This is a genomic window from Rothia koreensis, assembly GCF_004136575.1.
Classification (GTDB): Bacteria; Actinomycetota; Actinomycetes; order Actinomycetales; family Micrococcaceae; genus Rothia; species Rothia koreensis.
Genome location: NZ_NOIQ01000001.1, coordinates 85,664 through 108,303, shown reverse-complemented (window position 1 = coordinate 108,303; position 22,640 = coordinate 85,664). Strand labels below are relative to the sequence as shown.

At 62.8% G+C, this 22,640-nt stretch carries 28 protein-coding genes; 2 read left to right on the top strand and 26 right to left on the bottom strand.

What is annotated here, in order from left to right:
• Positions 1-65 precede the first annotated feature (65 nt).
• On the bottom strand, positions 66-1,208 hold the full coding sequence (locus EWU68_RS00545; protein ID WP_129313934.1) for a mannitol-1-phosphate 5-dehydrogenase: 1,143 nt from the start codon (positions 1,206-1,208) through the stop codon (positions 66-68).
• Positions 1,205-3,196: a PTS mannitol transporter subunit IICBA gene (locus EWU68_RS00540; RefSeq protein ID WP_274542728.1), complete on the bottom strand. Its 1,992-nt coding sequence runs from the start codon at positions 3,194-3,196 to the stop codon at positions 1,205-1,207. Before EWU68_RS00540 ends, EWU68_RS00545 begins: the two co-directional genes overlap by 4 nt.
• A gap of 241 nt (positions 3,197-3,437) precedes the next feature.
• Here EWU68_RS00540 and coaA point away from each other — a divergent pair, with 241 nt between their 5' ends.
• Both coaA and mscL read left to right on the top strand, forming a co-directional pair.
• Entirely contained in the window at positions 3,438-4,394 is a 957-nt protein-coding gene (gene coaA / locus EWU68_RS00535; protein ID WP_129313932.1) for a type I pantothenate kinase, read from the top strand.
• Positions 4,395-4,510: 116 nt separating this feature from the next.
• The gene (gene mscL, locus EWU68_RS00530) at positions 4,511-4,936 is read left to right on the top strand and encodes a large conductance mechanosensitive channel protein MscL (protein WP_129313931.1); all 426 of its coding nucleotides are present in this window, start codon (positions 4,511-4,513) and stop codon (positions 4,934-4,936) included.
• Positions 4,937-5,065: 129 nt separating this feature from the next.
• On the opposite strand, the gene glmM is transcribed toward mscL, so the two are convergent.
• The 24 genes from glmM to rplN form a co-directional block, all read right to left on the bottom strand.
• Positions 5,066-6,436 carry a phosphoglucosamine mutase gene (gene glmM, locus EWU68_RS00525; RefSeq protein ID WP_129313930.1) on the bottom strand — a complete coding sequence of 457 codons (1,371 nt, stop codon included), beginning with the start codon at positions 6,434-6,436 and terminating at the stop codon, positions 5,066-5,068.
• Positions 6,437-6,447: 11 nt separating this feature from the next.
• Positions 6,448-7,569 carry a polyphosphate kinase 2 gene (gene ppk2, locus EWU68_RS00520; protein WP_129313929.1) on the bottom strand — a complete coding sequence of 374 codons (1,122 nt, stop codon included), beginning with the start codon at positions 7,567-7,569 and terminating at the stop codon, positions 6,448-6,450.
• 174 nt (positions 7,570-7,743) lie between these two features.
• Positions 7,744-8,247, bottom strand: coding sequence for a 30S ribosomal protein S9 (rpsI, locus tag EWU68_RS00515; RefSeq protein ID WP_129313928.1), 504 nt, complete (start codon positions 8,245-8,247; stop codon positions 7,744-7,746).
• A gap of 33 nt (positions 8,248-8,280) precedes the next feature.
• Positions 8,281-8,724, bottom strand: coding sequence for a 50S ribosomal protein L13 (rplM, locus tag EWU68_RS00510; RefSeq protein WP_129313927.1), 444 nt, complete (start codon positions 8,722-8,724; stop codon positions 8,281-8,283).
• A 305-nt stretch (positions 8,725-9,029) separates the two neighbouring features.
• Complete coding sequence (locus EWU68_RS00505; protein WP_238692227.1) at positions 9,030-10,100, bottom strand: tRNA pseudouridine synthase A; 1,071 nt, start codon at positions 10,098-10,100, stop codon at positions 9,030-9,032.
• A 105-nt stretch (positions 10,101-10,205) separates the two neighbouring features.
• Positions 10,206-10,934, bottom strand: a complete 729-nt coding sequence (rplQ, locus tag EWU68_RS00500; RefSeq protein WP_129313926.1) for a 50S ribosomal protein L17, sunset domain variant — start codon at positions 10,932-10,934, stop codon at positions 10,206-10,208.
• Between the two features lie 97 nt (positions 10,935-11,031).
• Entirely contained in the window at positions 11,032-12,039 is a 1,008-nt protein-coding gene (locus EWU68_RS00495; RefSeq protein WP_129313925.1) for a DNA-directed RNA polymerase subunit alpha, read from the bottom strand.
• A gap of 172 nt (positions 12,040-12,211) precedes the next feature.
• The gene (rpsK, locus tag EWU68_RS00490; protein WP_129313924.1) at positions 12,212-12,616 is read right to left on the bottom strand and encodes a 30S ribosomal protein S11; all 405 of its coding nucleotides are present in this window, start codon (positions 12,614-12,616) and stop codon (positions 12,212-12,214) included.
• Positions 12,617-12,644: 28 nt separating this feature from the next.
• Positions 12,645-13,013, bottom strand: coding sequence for a 30S ribosomal protein S13 (gene rpsM, locus EWU68_RS00485; RefSeq protein ID WP_129313923.1), 369 nt, complete (start codon positions 13,011-13,013; stop codon positions 12,645-12,647).
• Between the two features lie 151 nt (positions 13,014-13,164).
• Positions 13,165-13,278, bottom strand: a complete 114-nt coding sequence (gene rpmJ / locus EWU68_RS00480; protein WP_030014999.1) for a 50S ribosomal protein L36 — start codon at positions 13,276-13,278, stop codon at positions 13,165-13,167.
• Between the two features lie 131 nt (positions 13,279-13,409).
• Positions 13,410-13,631, bottom strand: a complete 222-nt coding sequence (infA, locus tag EWU68_RS00475; protein WP_129313922.1) for a translation initiation factor IF-1 — start codon at positions 13,629-13,631, stop codon at positions 13,410-13,412.
• Positions 13,632-13,822: 191 nt separating this feature from the next.
• Complete coding sequence (gene rlmN / locus EWU68_RS00470) at positions 13,823-14,998, bottom strand: dual-specificity RNA methyltransferase RlmN (protein WP_238692226.1); 1,176 nt, start codon at positions 14,996-14,998, stop codon at positions 13,823-13,825.
• 41 nt (positions 14,999-15,039) lie between these two features.
• On the bottom strand, positions 15,040-15,867 hold the full coding sequence (gene map / locus EWU68_RS00465; RefSeq protein WP_129313920.1) for a type I methionyl aminopeptidase: 828 nt from the start codon (positions 15,865-15,867) through the stop codon (positions 15,040-15,042).
• A 147-nt stretch (positions 15,868-16,014) separates the two neighbouring features.
• Positions 16,015-16,578: an adenylate kinase gene (locus EWU68_RS00460; RefSeq protein WP_129313919.1), complete on the bottom strand. Its 564-nt coding sequence runs from the start codon at positions 16,576-16,578 to the stop codon at positions 16,015-16,017.
• Entirely contained in the window at positions 16,575-17,885 is a 1,311-nt protein-coding gene (gene secY, locus EWU68_RS00455; protein ID WP_129313918.1) for a preprotein translocase subunit SecY, read from the bottom strand. Before secY ends, EWU68_RS00460 begins: the two co-directional genes overlap by 4 nt.
• A gap of 235 nt (positions 17,886-18,120) precedes the next feature.
• Positions 18,121-18,591, bottom strand: coding sequence for a 50S ribosomal protein L15 (gene rplO / locus EWU68_RS00450; protein ID WP_129313917.1), 471 nt, complete (start codon positions 18,589-18,591; stop codon positions 18,121-18,123).
• 2 nt (positions 18,592-18,593) lie between these two features.
• Positions 18,594-18,803 (bottom strand): 50S ribosomal protein L30, encoded by a 210-nt coding sequence (gene rpmD, locus EWU68_RS00445; protein WP_129313916.1) that lies wholly within the window; start codon positions 18,801-18,803, stop codon positions 18,594-18,596.
• Positions 18,803-19,513, bottom strand: coding sequence for a 30S ribosomal protein S5 (gene rpsE / locus EWU68_RS00440; protein ID WP_129313915.1), 711 nt, complete (start codon positions 19,511-19,513; stop codon positions 18,803-18,805). Before rpsE ends, rpmD begins: the two co-directional genes overlap by 1 nt.
• Entirely contained in the window at positions 19,510-19,872 is a 363-nt protein-coding gene (gene rplR / locus EWU68_RS00435) for a 50S ribosomal protein L18 (RefSeq protein WP_129313914.1), read from the bottom strand. Before rplR ends, rpsE begins: the two co-directional genes overlap by 4 nt.
• Before the next feature lie 2 nt (positions 19,873-19,874).
• Positions 19,875-20,411 (bottom strand): 50S ribosomal protein L6, encoded by a 537-nt coding sequence (rplF, locus tag EWU68_RS00430; RefSeq protein WP_129313913.1) that lies wholly within the window; start codon positions 20,409-20,411, stop codon positions 19,875-19,877.
• Positions 20,412-20,438: 27 nt separating this feature from the next.
• Positions 20,439-20,837, bottom strand: coding sequence for a 30S ribosomal protein S8 (gene rpsH, locus EWU68_RS00425; RefSeq protein WP_129313912.1), 399 nt, complete (start codon positions 20,835-20,837; stop codon positions 20,439-20,441).
• Between the two features lie 71 nt (positions 20,838-20,908).
• Positions 20,909-21,469 carry a 50S ribosomal protein L5 gene (gene rplE / locus EWU68_RS00420; RefSeq protein WP_129313911.1) on the bottom strand — a complete coding sequence of 187 codons (561 nt, stop codon included), beginning with the start codon at positions 21,467-21,469 and terminating at the stop codon, positions 20,909-20,911.
• On the bottom strand, positions 21,469-21,804 hold the full coding sequence (gene rplX, locus EWU68_RS00415; protein WP_129313910.1) for a 50S ribosomal protein L24: 336 nt from the start codon (positions 21,802-21,804) through the stop codon (positions 21,469-21,471). The genes rplE and rplX overlap by 1 nt, the downstream gene beginning before the upstream one ends.
• 3 nt (positions 21,805-21,807) lie before the next feature.
• Positions 21,808-22,179: a 50S ribosomal protein L14 gene (rplN, locus tag EWU68_RS00410; RefSeq protein WP_129313909.1), complete on the bottom strand. Its 372-nt coding sequence runs from the start codon at positions 22,177-22,179 to the stop codon at positions 21,808-21,810.
• Positions 22,180-22,640: the final 461 nt, after the last annotated feature.

Here is a 22,640-nt window from a genome sequence, read left to right as displayed (position 1 = left end):
ACACGGAACGCGGCCCCGCTCCCCTGGTGGGAACGGGACCGCGTCGAACTGGTCCACGGGTCGATTCAGGCCCGGGAGAAAGCCTCGGACAGAGGTTCGTACAGCGGGTGAGCCGCATCAATCCCCGTCCATTCCGTCACCAACGCATTGGTCGCGGAACGGTCGCCTCGCGCCTCGGCCAAACGCCTGCGCATCTCGGCCGACTCGGCGTCCTCGGGTACGTCGAAAGCCAGGGCCGCACCGATCGCCGTAACGAGCGCTTCAACCGGATGCCCGTTCTCGGCAAGTTCGGCGGCCGGCCCGACGAAACGCTCTTGGCGCGAGATCTTGCGCAACGGTGCGCGTCCCACACGATCCACGGTGTCCGGGAGGTGCGGGTTGGTAAACCTCGTCAGGATCTTCTCCACGTACTGTTGCTGGACCTCGGGGGCGAACCCGAATTTCTCAACCAGCAATTGTTTCGTTTCGGCCAGAACCGACTCGACCTTTGCGCGCACACCCGGATTCTCGAGTGCATCGGAGATCTTGGATATTCCCGCCCCGAATCCGAAGTACGCCGTCGCGGCGTGGCCGGTATTGACGGTGAACAGTTTGCGCGTGATGTACGGAGCCAGGTCGTCGACCCACGTGACTCCGGGAATGTCCGGTGTCGTCCCGCCGAATGGAGCTGAGGTGACGGCCCACTCATGGTATGTCTCCACGGTCACATCGAGACCCTGTCCGGGTTCCTGGTTCGGCACGATGCGGTCCACCGCGGTGTTCGCAAAGATCGCTGCTTCGTCGGCTTCCGGATATACGGCCCGTACCGCTTCGGCCAGGCCGTCGGTCGCGTTGATGGCATTCTCACAGGCCATGACGGCGACTTTGCCTGCGCCGGAGGCGGCACGCGCCCTGAGACCTTCGGCGATCGCGGGCGCGATGAGCCGAAGCACCGTGGGCCCCACGGCCGTGGTCACGATATCCGCGGTTCGGATGTGCTCCGTGAGAGCCTCGGGGTCCGCAGCGGAGTTGACGCCGGAAAACCCTGTGACACGAATATCGCGCGCTTGGTTGCCCACCTCATGCACCGTGTACGACTCCTCGGTGTTGAGGGAGTCGATCAGGGGTTGTGCGACGTCGGCGAACACGAGGTCGTAGCCAGCCTCGTGGAGCAGTACGCCGACGAAACCGCGGCCGATGTTCCCGGCCCCGAAATGGAGTGCTTTCATGCGTTGACCTTTCCGAAGATCTCGAGGATCTCCTCCGGAGTGCTGGCGGCCTCGAGCTGGGCCACGGATTCCTTGTTCGAGAAGATCTTGGCGACTTTCTGGAGCAGGGAGAGGTGCTCTCCCCCCGCACCCGCAATGCCGATGACGAAGCGCGCGGTCTTGCCGTTCCAGTCGATCCCTTCGTCATAGCGCACGAAGGACATCGCCGAAGAATGAATGGCCGACTTCGCGTCGTTGGTTCCGTGGGGAATGGCGAGGCCATTGCCCATGAACGTCGAGACTGATCCTTCGCGTTCGTGCATCGAGTCGATATACGAGGCATCGACCTTCCCGGTGCTCACGAGGAGCTTGCCGGCCTCGTCGATGGCGTCGTCCCTGCCGTCCGCGGTCCCGCCGAGGATGATCGAGGAGGTGGCCAGTATCTCCTGGTCCTCGCTCCCCTGAGCGGATGCTGCGGAGGTTTCGGCAGATGCAGCCGCGGTCTGCCCGTTGTCGCCTCCTCGCTGCTGGCTGATCAGGTCGACGATGTCGTCGTAACGCGGCGAACTCATGAAGTTGTCGACGGCCACGTGCGTTGCGGAGGGAGTAGGCGCCGCGGCGCGGTCGGCCAAGTCCTCGTGGCTGACCAACAGGTCGTAGTCGTCCGTGAGCGAGTTGATGGCCTTGTTGACCACCGTGACGTCGCTGCCGAACCCCGCGTCCTTGATCTTGTTGCGCAGAACCGAAGCGCCCATCGCGGAGGACCCCATACCGGCGTCGCACGCGAAGACAATCGATTCGATCCTCGAGTTCTTGGCCTGGTCGCCCCCGAGGGCTCCGGCGACGGAGGACTTCTTGCCCTTCATGCGTTCCATGTCGGCCGTCGCTTGGGCCAGGTCGTCCTCGCCCTGCTTCGACGCCTTGAGAATCACGGAGGCAATCACCAGAGAGACGATGGTCGCGGTGATCCACCCGAAGGTGACCCCGAGCATCGCGTTCGGGGGCGCATTCACGTACAGGAAGATCAATGACCCGGGTGCGGCCGGCGAGCGCAGCCCCGCGTCGAACAGCAGTTCCACGAAGACCCCGGACATTCCTCCGAAGATCGTGGCCAGGAGGAGCTGGGGCTTCATCAGAACGTACGGGAAGTAGATCTCGTGGATGCCGCCCAAGGCGTGGATCAGTGCAGCGGCCGGTGCCGATGCCCGTGCGCTGCCACGGCCGAAAATGATGTAGGCCAAGAGAACGCCCAAGCCGGGGCCCGGGTTTGATTCCAGGAGGAACAGGATCGATTTGCCCTGTTGAAGCGCCTGATCCGTGCCCAGCGGGGTCAGGATCCCGTGGTTGATCGCGTTGTTGAGGAACAGCACCTTGGCAGGCTCGATCAGGATCGATGCCAAAGGCAGGAGACGAAGGTCAATGAGCCACTGGACGGCCACACCGGCGGCATTCATCAGAAGATGCATGATCGGAGCGAGCCAGAACATCGAGGCAATGGCCAGTGCCGCACCGATGATTCCCGAGGAGAAGTTGTTGACCAACATCTCGAACCCGGGTTTGATGTGCCCCTCCATGATTTGGTCGAACTTCTTGACGACCCACGCGGAGAGTGGCCCCATGATCATGGCCCCGAGGAACATCGGCGACCCGGGGTTGTCGCCGATGAAGACCGGGCTCGAGGTCGCGATGATCACGCCCATGGTGGCTACGGCGCCAACGACGCCGCCCCGGACGTCGTGGATCAGCTTGCCGCCGGTGTAAGCGATCAGAATCGGCAACAGGTACGTGACCGTCGGGTTCAGGACGGCGTTGATGTGCTCGTTGGCGAAGGGACCCTGTCCCCCGCCCGGATCGTCCGACCAGAGGAACAATGCCGTCAGCAGCCCCCACGCGATGAAGGCACCGATATTCGGCATGATCATGGAGGAGAGAAAGGTTCCGAATTTCTGCACGCGGACGCGCGCCCCGACCTTCTTCTTTTCGGTGGCTTCAGTGGATGCGGTTGACACGATGACTCCAGATTCGACGGGCATGCGGCCTGGGGTTCCGAAGCGCCACCGGTTCCGCACGGATACCGCGCTCCGAAGCCGAGACAGCGGCTGCGGACTCACCGGCTTTCGAATGGGCTATACGTTTTCCGGCTTGGGAGTAGCATAACCGCTTGCACACCTGGCGAAGTACACCTGTGGACCGGATATCTCCCCGCAATGAATTCGGACATGGCGCGTGAATCGCCGTACACTCTTTTCAATGAGCCAAGCGACGGCAGTATCACGCACTTCTCCGTTCGTGTCGCTGGACCGGGAGACCTGGTCGCGACTCTCGGACGAAATCGATGTACCACTCTCATCGACCGAGATCGAAAGACTCCGTGGCCTCGGCGAGACCCTCGACGTCGAGGAAGTCCGTCAGGTCTACCTCCCCCTGTCCAGGTTGTTGAATCTGTATGTGAATTCGGTCGGCGACCTGAACCAGAAAACGAATGACTTCCTTCACGAGCACCATCAGCGGACGCCGTTCGTGATCGGCGTCGCCGGCTCGGTGGCAGCGGGCAAGTCCACCACGGCCCGTCTCCTCCGTGCCCTCATGAGTCGCTGGCCGACGACGCCGAATGTTCAGCTCGTCACTACGGACGGATTTCTCTACCCCAATGCGGAGCTCGAGGCTCGGGGACTCATGCAACGGAAAGGGTTCCCGGAGTCCTATGATCGTCGAGCACTCCTCCGCTTCGTCTCCGAGATCAAGTCCGGGGCCCCCGTGGTCACGGCCCCCAAGTATTCCCATCTGACGTACGACATTCTCCAGGACGACGAAACGGTGGTCACCCGACCTGACGTCCTCATCGTCGAAGGGCTCAATGTTTTGGCACCGGCGCAATTGCGCCCCGATGACAAGGCCGCACTCGCCTTGAGTGACTTCTTCGATTTCTCGATCTACGTTGATGCGCGAACCAGCGATATCGAGCAGTGGTATGTTGACCGGTTCCTCAAGCTGCGCGGATCGGCCTTCACGGATCCTGAGTCCTACTTCCGCAAGTACGCGAACCTCTCCGACGACGAAGCACGCAGCACCGCACTCGATATTTGGCGTCGGATCAACGAGCCAAATCTCCTGCACAACGTGCGCCCGACACGAGGCAGGGCCAAATTGATTCTTTCGAAGGATGCGGACCATTCGACGCGACGCGTCCTGTTGCGAAAAAACTGATCGACCCGCCCGATTCCCGTACTGTCGGTTCTCGACGGGGCCGTGTGTGACGCACCGACACAGAATTCTGCATTTCCCCATGCGCATTTGCCCAAGTCTTGGCTAGGATTGTCCGCATGCTCAAAGGTTTCAAAGATTTCATCATGCGCGGCAATGTCATCGACTTGGCAGTCGGTGTCATTATCGGCGGGGCGTTCAGCACCGTCGTCAACGCCCTCGTCGAGTCGGTCATCATGCCGGCCATTTCCATGCTCGTTGGCTCGCCCAATTTCGACGATTTCCTGGTCTTCGGTCAGATCAAGGTCGGGGTATTCCTCACGGCCCTTGTCAACTTCTTGCTGGTTGCGGCGGCCCTGTACTTCTGCATCGTCATGCCCATCAACACTATGAACGCCCGTCGTGCCCGCAAGCTCGGACTCGAGGAGGAGGACGAGACCGAGCCGGAGGTCGCCCTGCTGACCGAGATTCGCGACGCACTGATCTCCAACAAGAACGTCACCGGTGCGTCCTCCTACGTCGACCCTGAGGCCAACAAGAACTAGCCTCCGCCGGACGCCGTCGTCGAAGAATATTTGTAGCCGCGGCGCATTTCACAGTCAGGAACCAAGAAGGCCCCGCACCGATTCGTCGGTGCGGGGCCTTAGTCGTGGACAGTCGCCGGGGCGAGTCCGTTACGGGGCAGTCACCAGCGCCAGTTCCTTGGCCACGACGTCGGCCAATCGTGCCGCGTGACGGTCCACGGTCTCCTGGTCGGGGCCCTCGACCATGACTCGAACCAGGGGCTCGGTACCGGACGGGCGCAGAAGAACGCGACCGTCCTTGCCGAGCTCGTCTTCCACGGCCTTGATGGCGTTCTGGACGGGCTCGCAGGTGCCGGTCGCGGTTTTGTCGACGTTGGGGACGTTGATCATGGTCTGGGGCGCACGCTCGAACCTGTGGGACAGCGTCGACAGGGAGAGCCCCGTGCGGCTCACCTCGGCCGCCAGGTGGAGCCCGGTGAGGATGCCGTCACCCGTGGTGGCATAGTCGCTCATGATGACGTGACCAGACTGTTCGCCGCCCAGGGTGTAGCCGTTGTCGTTCATGGCTTCCAGGACGTAGCGGTCCCCCACCTTGGTGCGCACCATCTTCACGCCCTCGGATTCCAGGTACTTCTCCATGCCGAGGTTGGTCATCACGGTCGCCACCAGTGTGTTGTCCTTGAGCTTGCCCGCGTCCCTGCGAGCCAGCGCGAGAACTGACATGATGGTGTCCCCGTCCACGACCTCACCGCGTTCGTCCACGGCCAGGCAGCGGTCGGCGTCGCCGTCGTGAGCGATCCCGAGGTCCGCGCCCAGCTCCTTGACCTTGGCTTGGAGTCCTTCCAAGTGAGTGGATCCGACGCCGTCGTTGATGTTCGTACCATTGGGTTCGGCAGCGACGACGTGAACCCGCGCGCCGGCGATGCGGAAGGCGTCCGGAGAGCATCCGGAGGCAGCACCGTTCGCGCAGTCGACCACAATGTTCAGCCCATCCAGGGAGAGCCGACCGGGCAACGTCGACAGCAGGTGCGTGACGTACCTGTCCTCGGCGTCGGAGAATCGAGAGATCTTGCCGACCTGGCCGCCGTCCGGGAACCGGAAATCCTGCGACCTGAAGAGGGTCTCGATCCTGTCCTCCACGGCGTCGGGAAGCTTCTTCCCGCCCCGCGCCAGGAACTTGATCCCGTTGTCGTAGAAGGGGTTGTGCGAGGCGGAGATCATGACGCCGAAGTCGGCCTCCAGATCCGCCACCAGGTAGGCCGCCGCGGGTGTCGGAAGCATCCCGGCGTCGTAGACGTCGACCCCCGAGGACGCCAGTCCCGCCATGATGGCCGCCCCGATGAACTCACCGCTGACGCGGGAATCATGGGCGATGACTGCCTTGGGTCGTTCCCCACCGGGAACCTGGTCGAATCCGAGTACGACGGCGGCGGCCTGGGCCAACTCGAGCGACGAGCGGGCGCTCATCTGCTCGCTGTTGGCGCGCGCACGCACACCGTCGGTTCCAAATAATCTAGACATCGCAAGACATTCTACGCATGTGAACCGCTATCCTCCGATTTGACTACCGGAAACCCATCCCGGTTGTTGCCCTCTTCCGCTTCGAAGACGTCCGAGGCGGGGCCAACGATCAGTGGGTCGGGAGACCCAACCACCTCGTGATCCTTGTTCGGGTATTCGAATTGGGACAGCACGTACCGCATCGCTTCGAGCCGGGCCCTCTTCTTGTCATTGGATTTCACGATCGTCCACGGGGCATCGCCGGTGTTCGTGTAGAAGAACATGGCTTCCTTGGCCTCGGTGTAGTCGTCCCACTTGTCCAGGGACGCCAAGTCCGTCGGGGAAAGTTTCCACTGGCGCACGGGATCGGTCCGTCGCGCCTCGAAGCGGGCCACCTGCTCGGCGCGGGTGACCGAGAACCAGAATTTGATGAGTTTGATTCCGGAGTTGACCAGCATCCGCTCCAGCTCCGGGGCCTGCCTCATGAACTCGTAGTACTGCTGCGGGGTGCAGTACCCCATCACACGTTCGACACCGGCCCGGTTGTACCAGGAACGGTCCATCAGCACGATTTCGCCGCCGGAAGGAAGGTGCTGGACGTATCGCTGGAAGTACCACTGGGTCTGTTCGATCTCAGTCGGCTTCTCCAGAGCCACCACTCGCGACCCACGCGGGTTCAGATGCTCCGTGAACCGCTTGATGGAGCCACCTTTTCCGGCGGCGTCACGGCCCTCGAAGATGAGAAGGATCTTCTGCCCGGTCTCTTTGACCCACAATTGGAGTTTCAGCAACTCGATCTGAAGGGCGCGCTTGGCCTTCTCGTACTCCTTGCGCTTGAGCTTCTCTTCGTACGGATAGCCGATCTTCCATACTTCCGACGTCGAGTGCTCCTTCTTGAGCCGATGCTGCAGCGAGGCGATCTCGTCCAGCTCGGCGGCGTAGTCCTCCGTGACCGAGACTCGCCTCTCCTGCTTTTTCAGGGCCTCGGCCACCGCCGGCGTGGCTTCCTCACCGCTCGCTCGGTCTCGGGTGCCCCGGACCGTGACCTGTTCGGCAGCGCGCCGACTCGCTTCGGAAACCTGCGGTTCAGCAGCGTGGCTCGTCGCTTCCGTGCCGGAAGACTTGGACGCCTTGTTTCGATGAGTGTTCGACATTGAACCTCTTTCCTTTCCCCAGTGCGGACACGCCCATTTTATGCGGTCCCGCGGCACAGACCTCGCACCGGGGGCCGAACCGACGCCGGGGCCGAGAGCTTCGGAGGTCCCTGAACACGCAAAACCCCTCGCCGCCCGGAGGACGGCGAGGGGTTGAGGAGTACTCCGGAAGCTTTAGCGCTTGGAGAACTGCGAAGCCTTGCGGGCCTTCTTGAGACCTGCCTTCTTGCGCTCGATGACGCGGGCGTCACGAGTCAGGAAGCCGGCCTTCTTCAGGGCCGGACGGTTGTTCTCGAGGTCGATCTCGTTCAGTGCACGAGCAACGCCGAGACGCATCGCACCGGCCTGGCCGGAGGGGCCACCACCGTGAACGCGGGCGATGACGTCGTAGGCACCCTCGAGCTCGAGGAGCTTGAACGGGTCGTTGACTTCCTGCTGGTGCAGCTTGTTCGGGAAGTAGACGTCCAGCGGGCGGCCGTTGACGGTCCACTGTCCCGATCCGGGGACGACGCGAACGCGGGCGACGGCCTGCTTGCGACGACCGACGGCAGCGCCCGAAACGGTCAGGGCCGGCCTTTCGGTCGGAGCGGTCTCGACGACGGGGGCGGAGGACTCTGAGGTGTAGCTGGTCGCCTCCACGCCCTCGGTGGTGATCTGGTCTTCAGTATCCTGAGCCACGATTTCTCCTTGTAGTTGTCTTCGTAGGCCCGATTACTGGGCGATCTGCTCGAACTCGTAGGTCTTGGGCTGCTGGGCAGCGTGCGGGTGCTCGGCACCGGCGTAGACCTTGAGCTTCTTGATTTGCTCGGCCGCGAGCTTGTTCTTGGGAAGCATGCCCTTGACGGCCTTCTCGACGGCCTTGACCGGGTTCTTTTCCAGCAACTCGGTGTAGGAGACGGAACGCAGGCCACCCGGGTAACCGGTGTGGCGGTAGGCGCGCTTCTTCTCGAGCTTGGCACCCGTCAGAGCAACCTTCTCGGCATTGATGATGATGACGAAGTCACCGGTGTCCATGTTGGGAGCAAAGGTCGGCTTGTGCTTGCCGCGCAGCAGTGTTGCGGTCTGGCTGGCAAGGCGACCCAGGACAACGTCGGTGGCGTCGATGACATGCCACTGGCGATCGATGTCGCCGGGCTTCGGAGTGTACGTACGCACGTTATTTTGCCTTCGTGTCGGAATTACTTCATTGGCGCTAGTTGGGTGTCACGCCAGATCAGGTGCGCTCGAAGGGGTCTGGGTGAGGGCCAGACAACATCCGTTCCGTCCCGAAGTCTCGCCGTTGGGCTCATCCCTCTGCCCTGCAACTGGGCGGACAAGACACAACGCATGAACCGAGGTGGGACACGCACAACAGCTAGTAACTATACCGGAGTATCTGCGCTTAATCCACAGCCAGGAGCCATACCATGGCGATTTCGCCCACATCAGTCGCACGGAGACCACGCTTCATGGTCGGCCGCTCAACGCTCCGGGCGCCGGGAACGAGTCATTCGGGCCCGCGGGCCCCACTCGTTCGGATCGGCCGGATAGCTGATGGATTCGAGGACCAGGCCTTCCGGGGGCGCCAAGCGGACGCTGGAATCGCGGGCGGGCGTCTCGATCCTGGAATCGAGCCAGTCGAAGTCGCGCACTCCCTGAGCCACGAGAACGCAAGACCCCACGATCGACCGGACCATGTTGTGGCAGAAGGCATCGGCGCTGATTCTCGCCTCGATGAGCCCTTGGTCATTGCGCTCGAACCGCACCGAGTGCAGGTCCCGGATCGTCGTGGCTCCAGGACGGGGCTTGCAGAAGGACAGAAAATCGTGGAGACCGAGCAGGCGCTCCCCTGCCGCATTCAGCACATCGATCTCCAGCGGCTGACGGCACCAATACGACGTCGTCCTGTTCAGAGGGCTCTGTCTCTCCAGGCCATCCGCGATCCGATAGGTGTATGAGCGCGACAGCGCCGAAAAGCGGGCGTCGAAATCCGACGGCACGGCTCTGGCCGAACGAACGACGACGGCGCCCGACGCAGCTCCTCGCGCTCCCGGACGCAGCGGAGCCGCGACCGCGGACAGGACCCGGCCCAGGGCACCGTTCATCTTGCGCACCAGGGCCTGCTCGGGCGTATCGGACTGGCCGTCGCCGCTCTTGGCCCGTCTCGCGGCCAGCCCCTCCCATACGAAGTCGGGCACGTCGAAATGCACGACCTGGTGATCTGCATGCACACCCGCGTCGGTGCGTCCCGCGACCGTGAATCTCACATCATGACGCAGGACCAGGCGGGCCGCTTCTTCCAAGGAGCCCTCGACCGTCACGAGCGAGGGCTGCTTGGCCCATCCCGAAAAGACCGAACCGTCGTAGGCAAGGTCCATACGAATACGACGGATCAATGGACCATTGTCGCCGGCGGCGTGCTGCGTCGCAGGTCGCTCGTCGGCGCCCAGGGGCGACTCGGCTCCAAGGCTCCGGCCGGGCTCCGGAGCCTCGTTGAGGCGAGTGGAGGCTCGGATCTCGGGAGGCCCGCCGTCGTTCTCCGTAGGGGTCATCGTTCTTCCTTCATGCTGGGGTTTCACACCATCGAAGAAATGGCCCCGTCCACCACGGGTGGACGGGGCCATGAGGGCCGCGTGCAGTGCACGCGATAGCGGTCCCTACTCGGAGACCTTCTGGGCTGCGGCGCCGCCTGCCGGCGCGTAACCGGCGGCCACGGCGGACTCAGCGTTGTCGAACCAGATCTCGGCGCGGGTGCTGGTGTACCAGCGCGAACCGGGAACGTGGTACTTCATGGAATCGCGGTTGCCCTTGACCTCGAACCCTTCGGGGGCTTCTCCGGACTCGAGTGGAGCGTGGGCACCTGCAGGGAGGTCGGAATCGGCGGCCGGGGCGGCTGCCTCTTCGACGACGGGCTCTGCGGCCGCAGTCTCAGCCGGAGCCTGAGCGGACTCAGCGGCGCCGGACTGGTTTGCGGTCGCGGCAGCGTTGGCCGCCTGCGTGGCTTCGTCCACCACGGACTTGGACGCAACGGGCTCCATGACGAGCTCGATGACGGCCATCGGAGCGTTGTCACCCTGGCGAGCACCGATCTTGGTGATCCGGGTGTAGCCACCGGGGCGATCCGCCATGGCCGGGGCAATGGTCGTGAACAGTTCGTGCACAACCGACTTGTCGGTCAGGGAACGCATCACACGACGGCGGGCGGCCAGATCCCCGCGCTTGGCGAAGGTGATCAGACGCTCGGCCACGGGGCGAAGACGCTTGGCCTTGGTCACCGTGGTGGTGATGCGCTTGTGCTCGAAGAGCTGCTGGGACATGTTCGCCAGAATCAGGCGCTGGTGCGTGGGGCTGCCGCCGAGGCGCGGCCCCTTGGTGGGAGTAGGCATATCAGTTTCTCTCCATTGGTCATGGTTCCCGCGAACTCACCTCGCGGGGACCAAAGATTTGATGTTGGCTGTGGTCGGCTGGTCACCGCCCGAGGGGTCAGAAGGAGTCTTCCTCGTCGACTTCTTCGGCCTCGGCCGCGCGGGCCGCCAGGTCGAAGCCCGCGGGCGAATCCTTCAGGGACATCCCCAGCTCAGCCAGCTTGTCCTTGACCTCGTCGATGGACTTGGCACCGAAATTCCGGATGTCCATCAGATCTGCCTCGGAACGCGTCACGAGTTCACCCACGGTGTGGATGCCCTCACGCTTCAAGCAGTTGTACGAACGCACGGACATGTCGAGGTCCTCGATGGGCAGTGCCATGTCGGCGGCCATGGACTCGTCCGCGGGGGACGGTCCGACCTCGATGCCTTCGGCCTCGGTGTTCAGTTCACGAGCAAGACCGAACAGCTCGACCAGGGTGCTTCCTGCGGAGGCGACGGCATCGCGCGGGGCGATGGCTTCCTTGGTCTCGACGTCGAGCACGAGGCTGTCGAAGTCGGTGCGCTGCTCGACACGGGTCGCGGCCACACGGAAGGTGACCTTGAGGACCGGGGAGTAGATCGAGTCGACGGGGATCCTGCCGACCTCCGACTCACCGGTTCCGGCCTTGTTCTGCGATGCCGAAACGTAACCACGACCGCGCTCGATCGTGAGCTCCGCGTTGAAGCTGCCCTGAGCGTTCAGGGTTGCGAGGTGCAGCTCCGGGTTGTGGATCTCCACGCCGGCCGGAACCTCGATGTCTGCAGCGGTCAGCTCGCCCGGGCCCTGCTTGCGCAGGTAGGCGATGACCGGCTCGTCGTTCTCGGAGGAGACCGACAGCTGCTTGATGTTCAGGATGATCTCGGTGACATCTTCCTTGACACCGTCCACCGTCGAGAATTCGTGCAGCACGCCGTCAATGCGGATGCTGGTCACGGCGGCACCGGGGATCGAGGACAGGAGCGTGCGACGCAGGGAGTTGCCCAGCGTGTAGCCGAATCCGGGTTCGAGGGGCGAGATCGTGAAGCGCGAGCGGTTGTCCGCTACAACTTCTTCACTCAGGGTGGGGCGCTGTGCAATGAGCACTGATGTTTCCTTTCAGCGAGCATCCGCTATATGACGCAACACAGGTTGGGGAAAACAAGGGATAAGGGGCCGCGGTTGCGGCACCCGGATGCCTCATGACGAGAGCCATGAGACCCAGGCCTGCGTTTCCCAAACACGGGATACACCAGCCTGGCGGACGGCTGCGCCTGAATCAGACGCGGCGACGCTTCGGGGGGCGGCAACCGTTGTGCGCGCTCGGGGTCACATCGGAGATGGACCCGACCTCGAGGCCAGTGGCCTGGAGCGAACGGATAGCGGTTTCGCGGCCCGAGCCCGGACCCTTGACGAACACGTCAACCTTGCGGACGCCGTGCTCCTGAGCGCGCTTTGCAGCGGACTCGGCAGCCATCTGGGCGGCGTACGGGGTCGACTTGCGCGAACCCTTGAAGCCCATTTCACCGGCCGAGGACCAGGAAATCACGGCACCCGAGGGGTCGGTGATCGAAACGATGGTGTTGTTGAACGTGGACTTGATGTGCGCCTGACCGGCAACAATATTCTTCTTGTCCTTGCGGCGAGGCTTACGAGCGGCCGCAGCACGAGTCTTTGGGGGCATTAAAAACTTCTCCTACGCGAAAGTGTGATTACTTCTTCTTGCCGGCAACCGTGCGCTTCGGTCCCTTGCGGGTACGCGCGTTGGTCTTGGTGCGCTGTCCGTGCACGGGAAGGCCGCGGCGGTGGCGGAGTCCCTGGTAGCTGCCGATCTCGACCTTGCGCCGAATGTCGGCGGCTACCTCGCGGCGGAGGTCGCCCTCGACCTTGAGGTTTTCCTCGATGTAGTCACGCAGCTGAACGAGCTGGGCGTCGGAGAGGTCCTTGACGCGGATATCCGGGCTGACGCCGGTGCTGGTCAGGGCCTCGAGTGCGCGGGTCCTACCCACGCCGTAAATGTACGTGAGAGCAATTTCCACGCGCTTTTCGCGGGGAAGATCCACTCCTGCGAGACGAGCCATAGTGGCGGTTCTCCTTGTAGTTGATCCAGAGGTTTACAGCATCACTGCCCGGGTTTCCCCGGTCTCCGGCCTCTGTATCCGGAGGTATCCCACTGATGGGGAGCGGTGCCTTTTCCTGGGTGCCGGCGGTGACCGGCTGCGTCGAAAGCTATTAGCCCTGACGCTGCTTGTGGCGCGGGTTACTGCAGATAACCATGACCACGCCGTGGCGGCGGATCACTTTGCAGCTATCGCAGATGGGCTTCACGCTCGGCTGAACCTTCATCGCTTTCCTTTGCGTTGTTGCAACTTGTAGTTGTTACGGGATTCCACGCGTCGTCGAATCCCGTCCACGCAGACAGGCACCACCCTTGAGGGGCGGTGCCCTTCACACTCCGCTCGAGGCGGGCATGAGATCTACTTGTAGCGGTAGACGATGCGACCACGCGAGAGATCGTACGGAGAGAGTTCAACAACAACACGGTCCTCGGGAAGGATCCTGATGTAGTGCTGACGCATCTTTCCGGAGATGTGTGCGAGAACCTTGTGGCCGTTGTCCAGCTCAACGCGGAACATCGCGTTGGGCAGAGCCTCCAGCACAGAGCCCTCTATCTCGATTACGCCGTCTTTCTTGGCCATATCCTCCGCTAACGTCGGTGCTCCACGCAGTGGGCGAGGAGCAATTGAATGATTCTTTCTGCCGCCTCGGCGCGCAGTGCGCGCACACGGCAGACACAACCAACACACAAGTGTACGCCATACCTGGCGGTATGTTAACTCCGAGCTACCCCGCGAAGGGCTGTGACGTTCCTCGCCAGACGGCGAGTCCGTCAGCTCGCGGCAGCGAGCTGCCCGCAGGCACCATCGATGTCCGAACCACGGGTGTCACGAACGGTGGTCGGGATGCCGTGTGCGCGAAGACGCTCGACGAAGTTCTGTTCGACGCCGGGGCGCGACGCCGTCCACTTGGATCCGGGCGTCGGGTTGAGTGGGATCGGGTTGACGTGGACCCACCCACGGCCGCGCTGGGCGAGTTTCTTTCCGAGCAGGTCCGCTCTCCAGCCCTGATCGTTGATGTCTCTGATCAGCGCGTACTCGATCGAGACCCGACGACCGGTCTTGCGGTAGTAGTCATAGGCCGAGTCCAGCGCCTCATCGACCTTCCACCGGTTGTTGATGGGAATGAGCTCGTCACGCAACTCGTCATCCGGAGCATGGAGGGACAATGCGAGCGTCACGGGGATGTTCTCCTGGGTGAACTTGTACATCCCGGGGACGAGACCAACCGTGGACATTGTGATGTTCCGGGCCGAAATCCCCATTCCCTCGGGGGACGGGTCGATCAATCGATGCACTGCGCCCAGAGAGGACTTGTAGTTCGCCAGGGCCTCCCCCATGCCCATGAACACGATGTTGGAGATGCGCAGCGGTTTGGTTTCCTCCGGACCGTCCTCGGCACCGTCCAGTCCGCTCATCTTCTTGACCATGCGAGCCCCCGCAACCACCTGCTCGACGATTTCGGCGGTCGAAAGGTTGCGCGTCAGGCCGGCCTGACCGGTCGCACAGAAGGGACAGTTCATGCCGCACCCCGCCTGGGAGGAGATGCACATCGTCACCCTGTTCGAATAGCGCATGATCACGGACTCGACCAGGGCACCGTCGAAGAGGCGGTGCACCATCTTGAGGGTGTCGCCGCCGTCGGCCTCGAGAGTGTTGACGGTCGTGAGCAGGTTGGGCATCGCATCCGCGACAATCTGCTCCCGCGAGCTCGCCGGGAGATCCGTCATTTCCTGAGGATCGTCCACCAGACGCTCGAAGTAGTGTTTGGAGAGCTGGGAGGCACGGAACGGCTGGTGGCCCAGTTCCTTGAGGAACTCCTTGCGCCCGGCGAGATCCATGTCGGCGATATGGCGCGGCGGCTTGCCCCGACGGGGTGCCTTGAGCAGGATCTTTCCCGGTTCGGGTTTGGCGGTGATCTCTACCGGGGTAGAAGTCTCGGATGACACGGAGGTGCCCCTTTTCCTGTGTGCGGTGTGTGATGCGATGATCAGTCGGGAATCGGGGCCACGGTGACCCCCAGCGCGGCCAGCTCATTCGCGCCGCCGTCTTCTGCGGTGAGAACCCAGATGCCGTCCCTGTGGAAGGCGACCGAGTGTTCCCATTGGCTGGCATGCGAGCCGTCAACGGTTTTGACCGTCCAGTCGTCGTCGAGGACCTCGGTCTGCGTCGATCCTGTCACAAGCATAGGTTCGATGGCCAGAGCCATTCCAGGCTTGATCCTGGGACCTGAATCACGAGTCCGGTAATTGGGAACGTCCGGCGCCATGTGCATTTCGGTTCCGATGCCGTGGCCCACGTACTCTTCGACGATTCCGTAGGTTCCGCCGGCTTCCTTGCGAACGAAGGACTCGATGGCCGCTCCGATCTCTCCGACACGCTGGGCTGTGGCCGCGGCCGCGATTCCCCGCCACATGGCTGCCCGCGTCATCTCGGACAGCTCTGCGTCCTGGCGGCTTGTCTCGCCGACGAGGACCGTACGCGCGGAGTCACCGTGCCATCCATCGACGATCGCTCCCCCGTCGATGGAGACAATGTCACCGTCCTCGAGCGGCCGATCGTTGGGGATGCCGTGCACCACGACGTCGTTCGGCGAGGCGCAGATGGTCGCCGGGAAGCCGTAGTACCCCAGAAAATTGGAGGTCGCGCCGTTCCGGTCCAGAACGTCGCGGAAGGTGCGATCCAGTTCGGCGGTCGTGACGCCGGGGGCCGTGGCCTCCACGGCGGCGTCGAGGGCCTGGGAGGTGACGACGCCGGCGCGCACCATCGCGCGCAATTCTTGGTTGGTCTTGTACTGGATTTTTCGTCGACCGAACATGGGTGCGGCTTTCCGGGAGTAGGGATGGTTTGGCTGTGACCGCCAGGTTGAGCTCGACAGCGCAACGGACGGCCAGAAAGACCTGCGGGCCCCTGACCAGGAGGGTCAGGGGCCCGCAGCCGGCGCTTCGTGAGCGCGCAGTCGAAACTACCGGACTGCGGCCAGCAGTCGGTCGGTCACGTCATCGATGCTTCCGAGGCCGTCCACCCGGGTCACGATGCCGCGGGCTTCGTACAGTCCCACAATGGGTTCCGTTTCCTCGGCGTAGACGTCCAGGCGGTGCCGGATGACTTCTTCCGTGTCGTCGCTGCGGCCCTGCTGTTCCGCACGTCCGAGCAGACGCTGGACGAGCTCCTCGGTGTCGGCCGTCAGGAGGAGCACCCCGTCGATCTTCTGGCCGAGGTCCTCGAGGATCGAATCGAGCTCCTCGACCTGCGCGGTGTTTCGGGGGTATCCGTCCAGCAGGAAACCCTGTTGGGCATCCTCCTGACCGAGACGGTCACGCACCATACGGTTGGTGACCGAGTCCGGAACCAGGTTGCCGGCGTCCATGTACTGCTTGGCCTCGCGGCCCAGGTCAGTCTCTTCCTTGATATTGGCCCGGAAGATGTCCCCGGTGGAGATGGCCGGGACGGACAACTCCTCCGAGATCCTGGCGGCCTGGGTTCCCTTGCCGGCGCCTGGCGGCCCGACGATGAGCAGACGATTCATCGCAGAAGTCCTTCATAGTGTCGTTGTTGCAACTGGGCATCGATCTGCTTGATGGTGTCCAGACCGACGCCGACCACGATCAGCAACGAAGTGCCGCCGAACGGGAAGTTCTGGTTCGCGTTGAACATCACCAATGCGATCAGCGGGATGAGCGCAACGATCCCGAGATACAGGGAGCCCGGAAGCGTGATGCGATTCAGAACATAACCAAGGTACCGTTCGGTCGGCCTGCCCGCACGGATGCCGGGAATGAAGCCGCCGTACTTCTTCATGTTGTCCGAGACTTCCTGCGGGTTGAACGTGATGGACACGTAGAAGTACGCGAATCCGACGATCAGCAGGAAGTACAGGATCATGTAGAGCGGATGGTCGCCCTTGACGAGGTTCGAGTTGATCCAGTTGACCCATTCGGGTGGCGGAGTGCCGTCCTTGGGGGTTGCGAACTGGCCGACGAGCCCAGGCAACATGAGCAGCGACGATGAGAAGATCACGGGGATCACGCCGGCCATGTTGACCTTGAGCGGAATGTACGTGGTCGTACCGCCGATCGTCCTGCGGCCGACCATGCGCTTCGCGTACTGCACCGGGATTCGGCGCTGGGACTGCTCCACGTAGACCACGGCAATGATCACCAGCAAGCCGATTCCGAGGATGGCGGCGAAGACTCCCCAGCCCTGGGTCTTGAAGATCTGGCCGAGGGCCGACGGGAAGGATGCAGCTATCGAGGTGAAAATCAGCAAGGACATGCCGTTGCCGACGCCCTTCTCGGTGATCTGCTCACCGAGCCACATGATGAGGCCCGTTCCGGCGGTCAGGGTCACGATGATCACGAGGATCATGATGATCGAGTCGTCGGGAATGACCGGCAGAGGGCAGTTCCCCAGCAGCGCGCCGGAGCGAGCCAACGAGATGATCGTCGTCGCGTTCAGCAGCGCGAGCCCCATGGTCAGATAGCGCGTGTACTGGGTCAGTTTCTGCTGCCCTTGGCCGCCCTCTTCGTGGAGCTCCTGGAATCTGGGGATGACCACGCGCAGGAGCTGCACGATGATCGACGCCGTGATGTAGGGCATCACACCCAGGGCGAAGATCGACAGCTGGAGGAGTGCGCCACCGCTGAAGAGATTCACCATGTCGTAGATGCCGCCGGTGGTGCCTCCCATGGCGATGCACTGTTGCACGTTCCCGTAGTCAACGCCCGGCGCTGGCACGAAAGTACCGGCGCGGTAAATCACAATGACCGCGAGCGTGAACAGCAGCTTGCGTCGTAGGTCGGGGGTTTTGAACGCCCGTCCGAAAGCGCCGAGCACTTGGCCTCCTGTAAGAATTCGTTCATTGGGACTGGTGTCGATGCTCCAGGTGGAGCAGACATCAGTCCCCCATGTCCCCCGTAAGTCTAACGGCAATGCGTCGCAGGGGGTCGATTGCGTCTGTCACCCCGTTGAACCACGTTCGGGTGCAGACAAGGCGAGGCCCCTCCCCGGGGCGTCCGGGGAGGGACCTCGCCTCTACATACTGGCTTCGAGCATCAGCTCGATCGCAGTTCTACTTGCCTGTCGCGGTGGCGGTACCACCGGCGGCCTGGATCTTCTCCGCAGCGGAAGCGGAGAACTTGTCGGCGGTGACGTTGACCTTGACGGTCAGTTCGCCCTCGCCCAGAACCTTGACGGGCTGGTTCTTGCGAACCGCGCCCTTCTCCACGAGGGACTCGACGGTGATGTCGCCGCCCTCGGGGTAGAGCTCCGCGATGCGAGCCAGGTTCACGACCTGGTACTCGACACGGAACGGGTTCTTGAAGCCGCGCAGCTTCGGAAGGCGCATGTGCAGCGGAAGCTGCCCGCCCTCGAAACCTGCCGGGACCTGGTAACGAGCCTTGGTGCCCTTGGTACCACGACCAGCGGTCTTGCCCTTGGATGCTTCGCCGCGACCCACACGGGTCTTGGCCTTGTGCGATCCCTGGGCCGGACGCAGATCATGGAGCTTGATGGCCTGGCGCTCTTCGTTGGTATCTGCCATGTTTACTTGACCTCCTCAACCTTCACGAGGTGAGCGACGGTGTTGACCATACCGCAGGTCACCGGGTCGGCGGTGCGGACAACCTTGTTGCCCGGACGCTTGAGCCCCAGTGAGCGCAGAGTATCGCGCATGTTCTGCTTCTGGCCGACATAGGACTTCATCTGCGTGATCTCCAGCTGGGAATCGCTGGGCTGAATACGCTTACCGGACATTACGCACCTGCCTTCTCATCGCGCCGAAGGTAGCTGGGGATGACCTCGTCGTTGGGCAGGCCACGGCGGGCCGCAACAGCAGCGGGTTCTTCCAGCTGACGCAGGGCCTCGATGGCCGCGTGCACGATGTTGATCTGGTTCGCGGAACCGAGGGACTTGGACAGCACATCGTGGATGCCGGCGCACTCGAGTACCGCACGCACCGGACCACCGGCGATAACACCGGTACCAGCGGTTGCGGGACGGAGCATGACGACGCCGGCCGCCGCCTCACCCTGCACGCGGTGCGGGATGGTGCGGTCCTCGACGCGGGGAACGCGGAAGAAGTTCTTCTTCGCTTCCTCGACGCCCTTGGCGATGGCCGAGGGAACTTCCTTGGCCTTGCCGTAGCCGACGCCCACCAGGCCGCTGCCGTCGCCGACGACGACGAGAGCGGTGAAGCTGAAGCGACGGCCGCCCTTGACGACCTTCGACACGCGGTTGATGGTCACCACGCGCTCGATGTACTTGTCCTTCTCCTCATCGCGGCCACCGCGTCCACCGCGGCCACCCCGATCATTGCGGTCATTGCGACCACGGCCGCCGCGCTCACCGCGGTTGCCGCCGCGACGGTCGTCGCGCTTCGAGGAGTTGTCATTCTCGGAGTTCTCGGTTGCAGCGTTGTTCTCTGCCACCTGATTTTCCTTTTCGTTTGCGGTCTGCTCGCTCACAGTGCCAGCCCACCTTCCCGGGCGCCTTCAGCAACAGCGGCCACACGGCCGTGGTACTTGTTGCCGCCACGATCGAATACGACGGACTCGATACCGGCTGCCTTGGCACGCTCGGCGATCAGTTCGCCCACGCGCTTGGCCTTTGCGGTCTTGTCCATATCGGTTGCGGAGCGCAGTTCGGCTTCCAGAGTGGAGGCCGAAGCCAGCGTGTTGCCCTGGGTATCGTCGATGACCTGCACGAACATGTGCTTGGTCGACCGGAACACCGAGAGACGGGGACGCGCGGCGCTGCCCGAGACGTGCTTGCGAACGCGCACGTGGCGACGCTTGCGAGCGGCGAACTTCGTCTTGTTAGCCATGTTTACTTACCAGCCTTTCCGACCTTGCGGCGGATCTGCTCGCCCTCGTAGCGAACACCCTTGCCCTTGTAGGGGTCGGGCGCGCGGAGGCTACGGATGTTGGAGGCCACCTGGCCGACCTGCTGCTTGTGGATACCGGAAACGGTGAGCTTGTTGTTGCCCTCCACGGTGAAGGTGATTCCTTCCGGAGCCTTCACGAAGACGGGGTGGCTGTAGCCCAGAGCGAATTCCAGGTCGGTGCCTTTGGCCAGCACGCGGTAACCGGTGCCGACGATCTCGAGCTTCTTGGTGTAGCCCTCGGAGACGCCGACGATCATGTTGTTGATCAGCGTCCGGCTCAGGCCGTGCAGCGAACGGGATTCGCGCTCGTCGTCGGGACGGTTGACAGTGAGGGTGTCTCCATCGAGGGAGACGGTGATCGGCGAGGCGATCTCCTGGGAGAGTTCTCCCTTGGGACCCTTGACGCTCACGAGGGAGCCGTCGATCTTGACCTCAACACCAGCCGGCACCGAGATGGGGAGACGTCCAATACGTGACATTATTCTCTTCCTTTCTCTTGTGACCGACTACCAGACGTACGCCAGGACTTCGCCGCCCACGCCCTTCTTGGAGGCCTGCTTGTTGGTCAGCAGCCCCGAAGAGGTGGACAGGATGGCGATGCCGAGTCCACCGAAAACCTGGGGCAGGTTGGTGGACTTTGCGTAGACGCGCAGGCCCGGCTTGGAAATGCGACGAACTCCGACGATGGAGGACTCGCGGCTGGGACCGAACTTGAGTTCGAGGGCCAGGGTCTTGCCGACCCGGGCCTCTTCCTCGTGCCAGTCCTTGATGTAGCCCTCGGCCTTGAGGATGTCAGCGATCCGGGCCTTGAGCTTGGAGTACGGCATGGACACGGAATCGTGGTGTGCCGAGTTTGCGTTGCGCAGACGCGTCAGCATGTCTGCGACAGGATCTGTCATGGTCATGTGGGCACTTGCCCTTCCCCGTTACGGTTTCCGCTCTCCGGAGTTCCGAAGGCGGACCTGAAACGTAGCAGTTAGTTGGTCTTGAACGGGAAGCCGAGCTGGCGGAGCAGCGCGCGACCCTCGTCGTCTGTCTTGGCGGTGGTGACCACGGTGATGTCCATACCGCGCACGCGATCGATCGAATCCTGATCGATTTCGTGGAACATGGACTGCTCGGTCAGACCGAAGGTGTAGTTGCCGTTGCCGTCGAACTGGCGGTCCGAGAGGCCGCGGAAGTCGCGGATTCGCGGGAGGGCCAGGGAGATCAGACGGTCGAGGAACTCCCACATACGGTCGCCGCGAAGAGTCGCGTGGCAGCCGATGGGCTGGCCTTCGCGCAGCTTGAACTGGGCGATCGACTTCTTGGCGCGGGTCACCTGCGGCTTCTGACCCGTAATCAGGGTCAGGTCCTGGACGGCCGAATCGATGAGCTTGGAGTCGCGTGCTGCTTCTCCGACACCCATGTTGACGACGACCTTGACGAGTTTCGGCGACTGCATGGGGTTGCCGTAGTTGAACTGCTCCTGCAGTGCGGGGACAACCTCGTCCTTGAACTTGGTCTTGAGGCTTGGGGTGATCTTGGTTTCGGTCATTAGAGGTCCTTACCCGAGCTCTTGGACACGCGCACGCGAACGGTGCGATTGCGTCCGTCACGCTCTACGGTCTCTTCGCGGTAGCCAACGCGGCTGGGCTTCTTGGTCTCGGGGTCGACGATCGCGACGTTCGAAACGTGGATCGCGGCCTCGACCTTCTGAATGCCGCCACCTTCACCGGTGTTGGGGTTGGCCTTGGTGTGCTTGGTGACAACCTTGACGCCCTCGACGAGCACGCGGTTGGTTGCGGGGAACACCTTCAGGACCTTGCCCTGCTTGCCCTTCTCGGAACCAGAAATGACCTGCACGAGGTCACCGCTCTTGATCTTGGCCATAAGTTAGAGCACCTCCGGAGCAAGCGAAATGATCTTCATGAACCGCTTCTCGCGCAGCTCGCGCCCGATCGGCCCGAAGATACGGGTACCGCGGGGGTCGCCGTCGGTGTTCTTGAGGATCACTGCCGAGTTCTCATCGAACTTGATGTAGGAACCGTCTGAACGACGGGTCTCCTTCTTGGTACGAACGATGACTGCCTTGACGACGTCACCCTTCTTGACGTTTCCGCCAGGAATTGCGTCCTTGACGGTGGCGACGATGATGTCACCAATACCTGCATAGCGACGGCCTGATCCACCGAGAATACGGATAGCAAGGATTTCCTTGGCTCCCGTGTTGTCGGCGACCTTGAGCCGTGACTCTTGCTGAATCACTGAGTACTCCTGTCGTCTCGCTGGTTCTCACGACGCCGTCGGTTGCCCGACTGACGCGACGTGGGCCTTGCGGAACACTGTGTTCGGGATGGTTGACGCACCGGTCTGCCGTATCTCGAGGAACGGAAGTTGGCGGTTGCGCCTGGGGCCGTCCATGCCAGGAACATCTGGTCCCGCTTCGATGGCGGGCGAATGCGCCCGTTGACAGCGGCATTATGCACTGGCACGAAAAACCCGTGGTTGAGCGCAGGCCGAGTGGGCCCACACAAGTATTCAAGGCTATCACAAGCGAACTCCACCCGGACAGGGCCAGACGAGCCGAGACGCCGGGAAGGACTTGACGTTCGTCACCCCTGCCTCATTCGAAACGATGACCGGGGCCGAGGCGGAACAGCACGAACCGCCTCGGCCCCGATTCTCAGGACGCCCAGAGGGATGCGTCGGGTGCGCTCAGCGCGTCA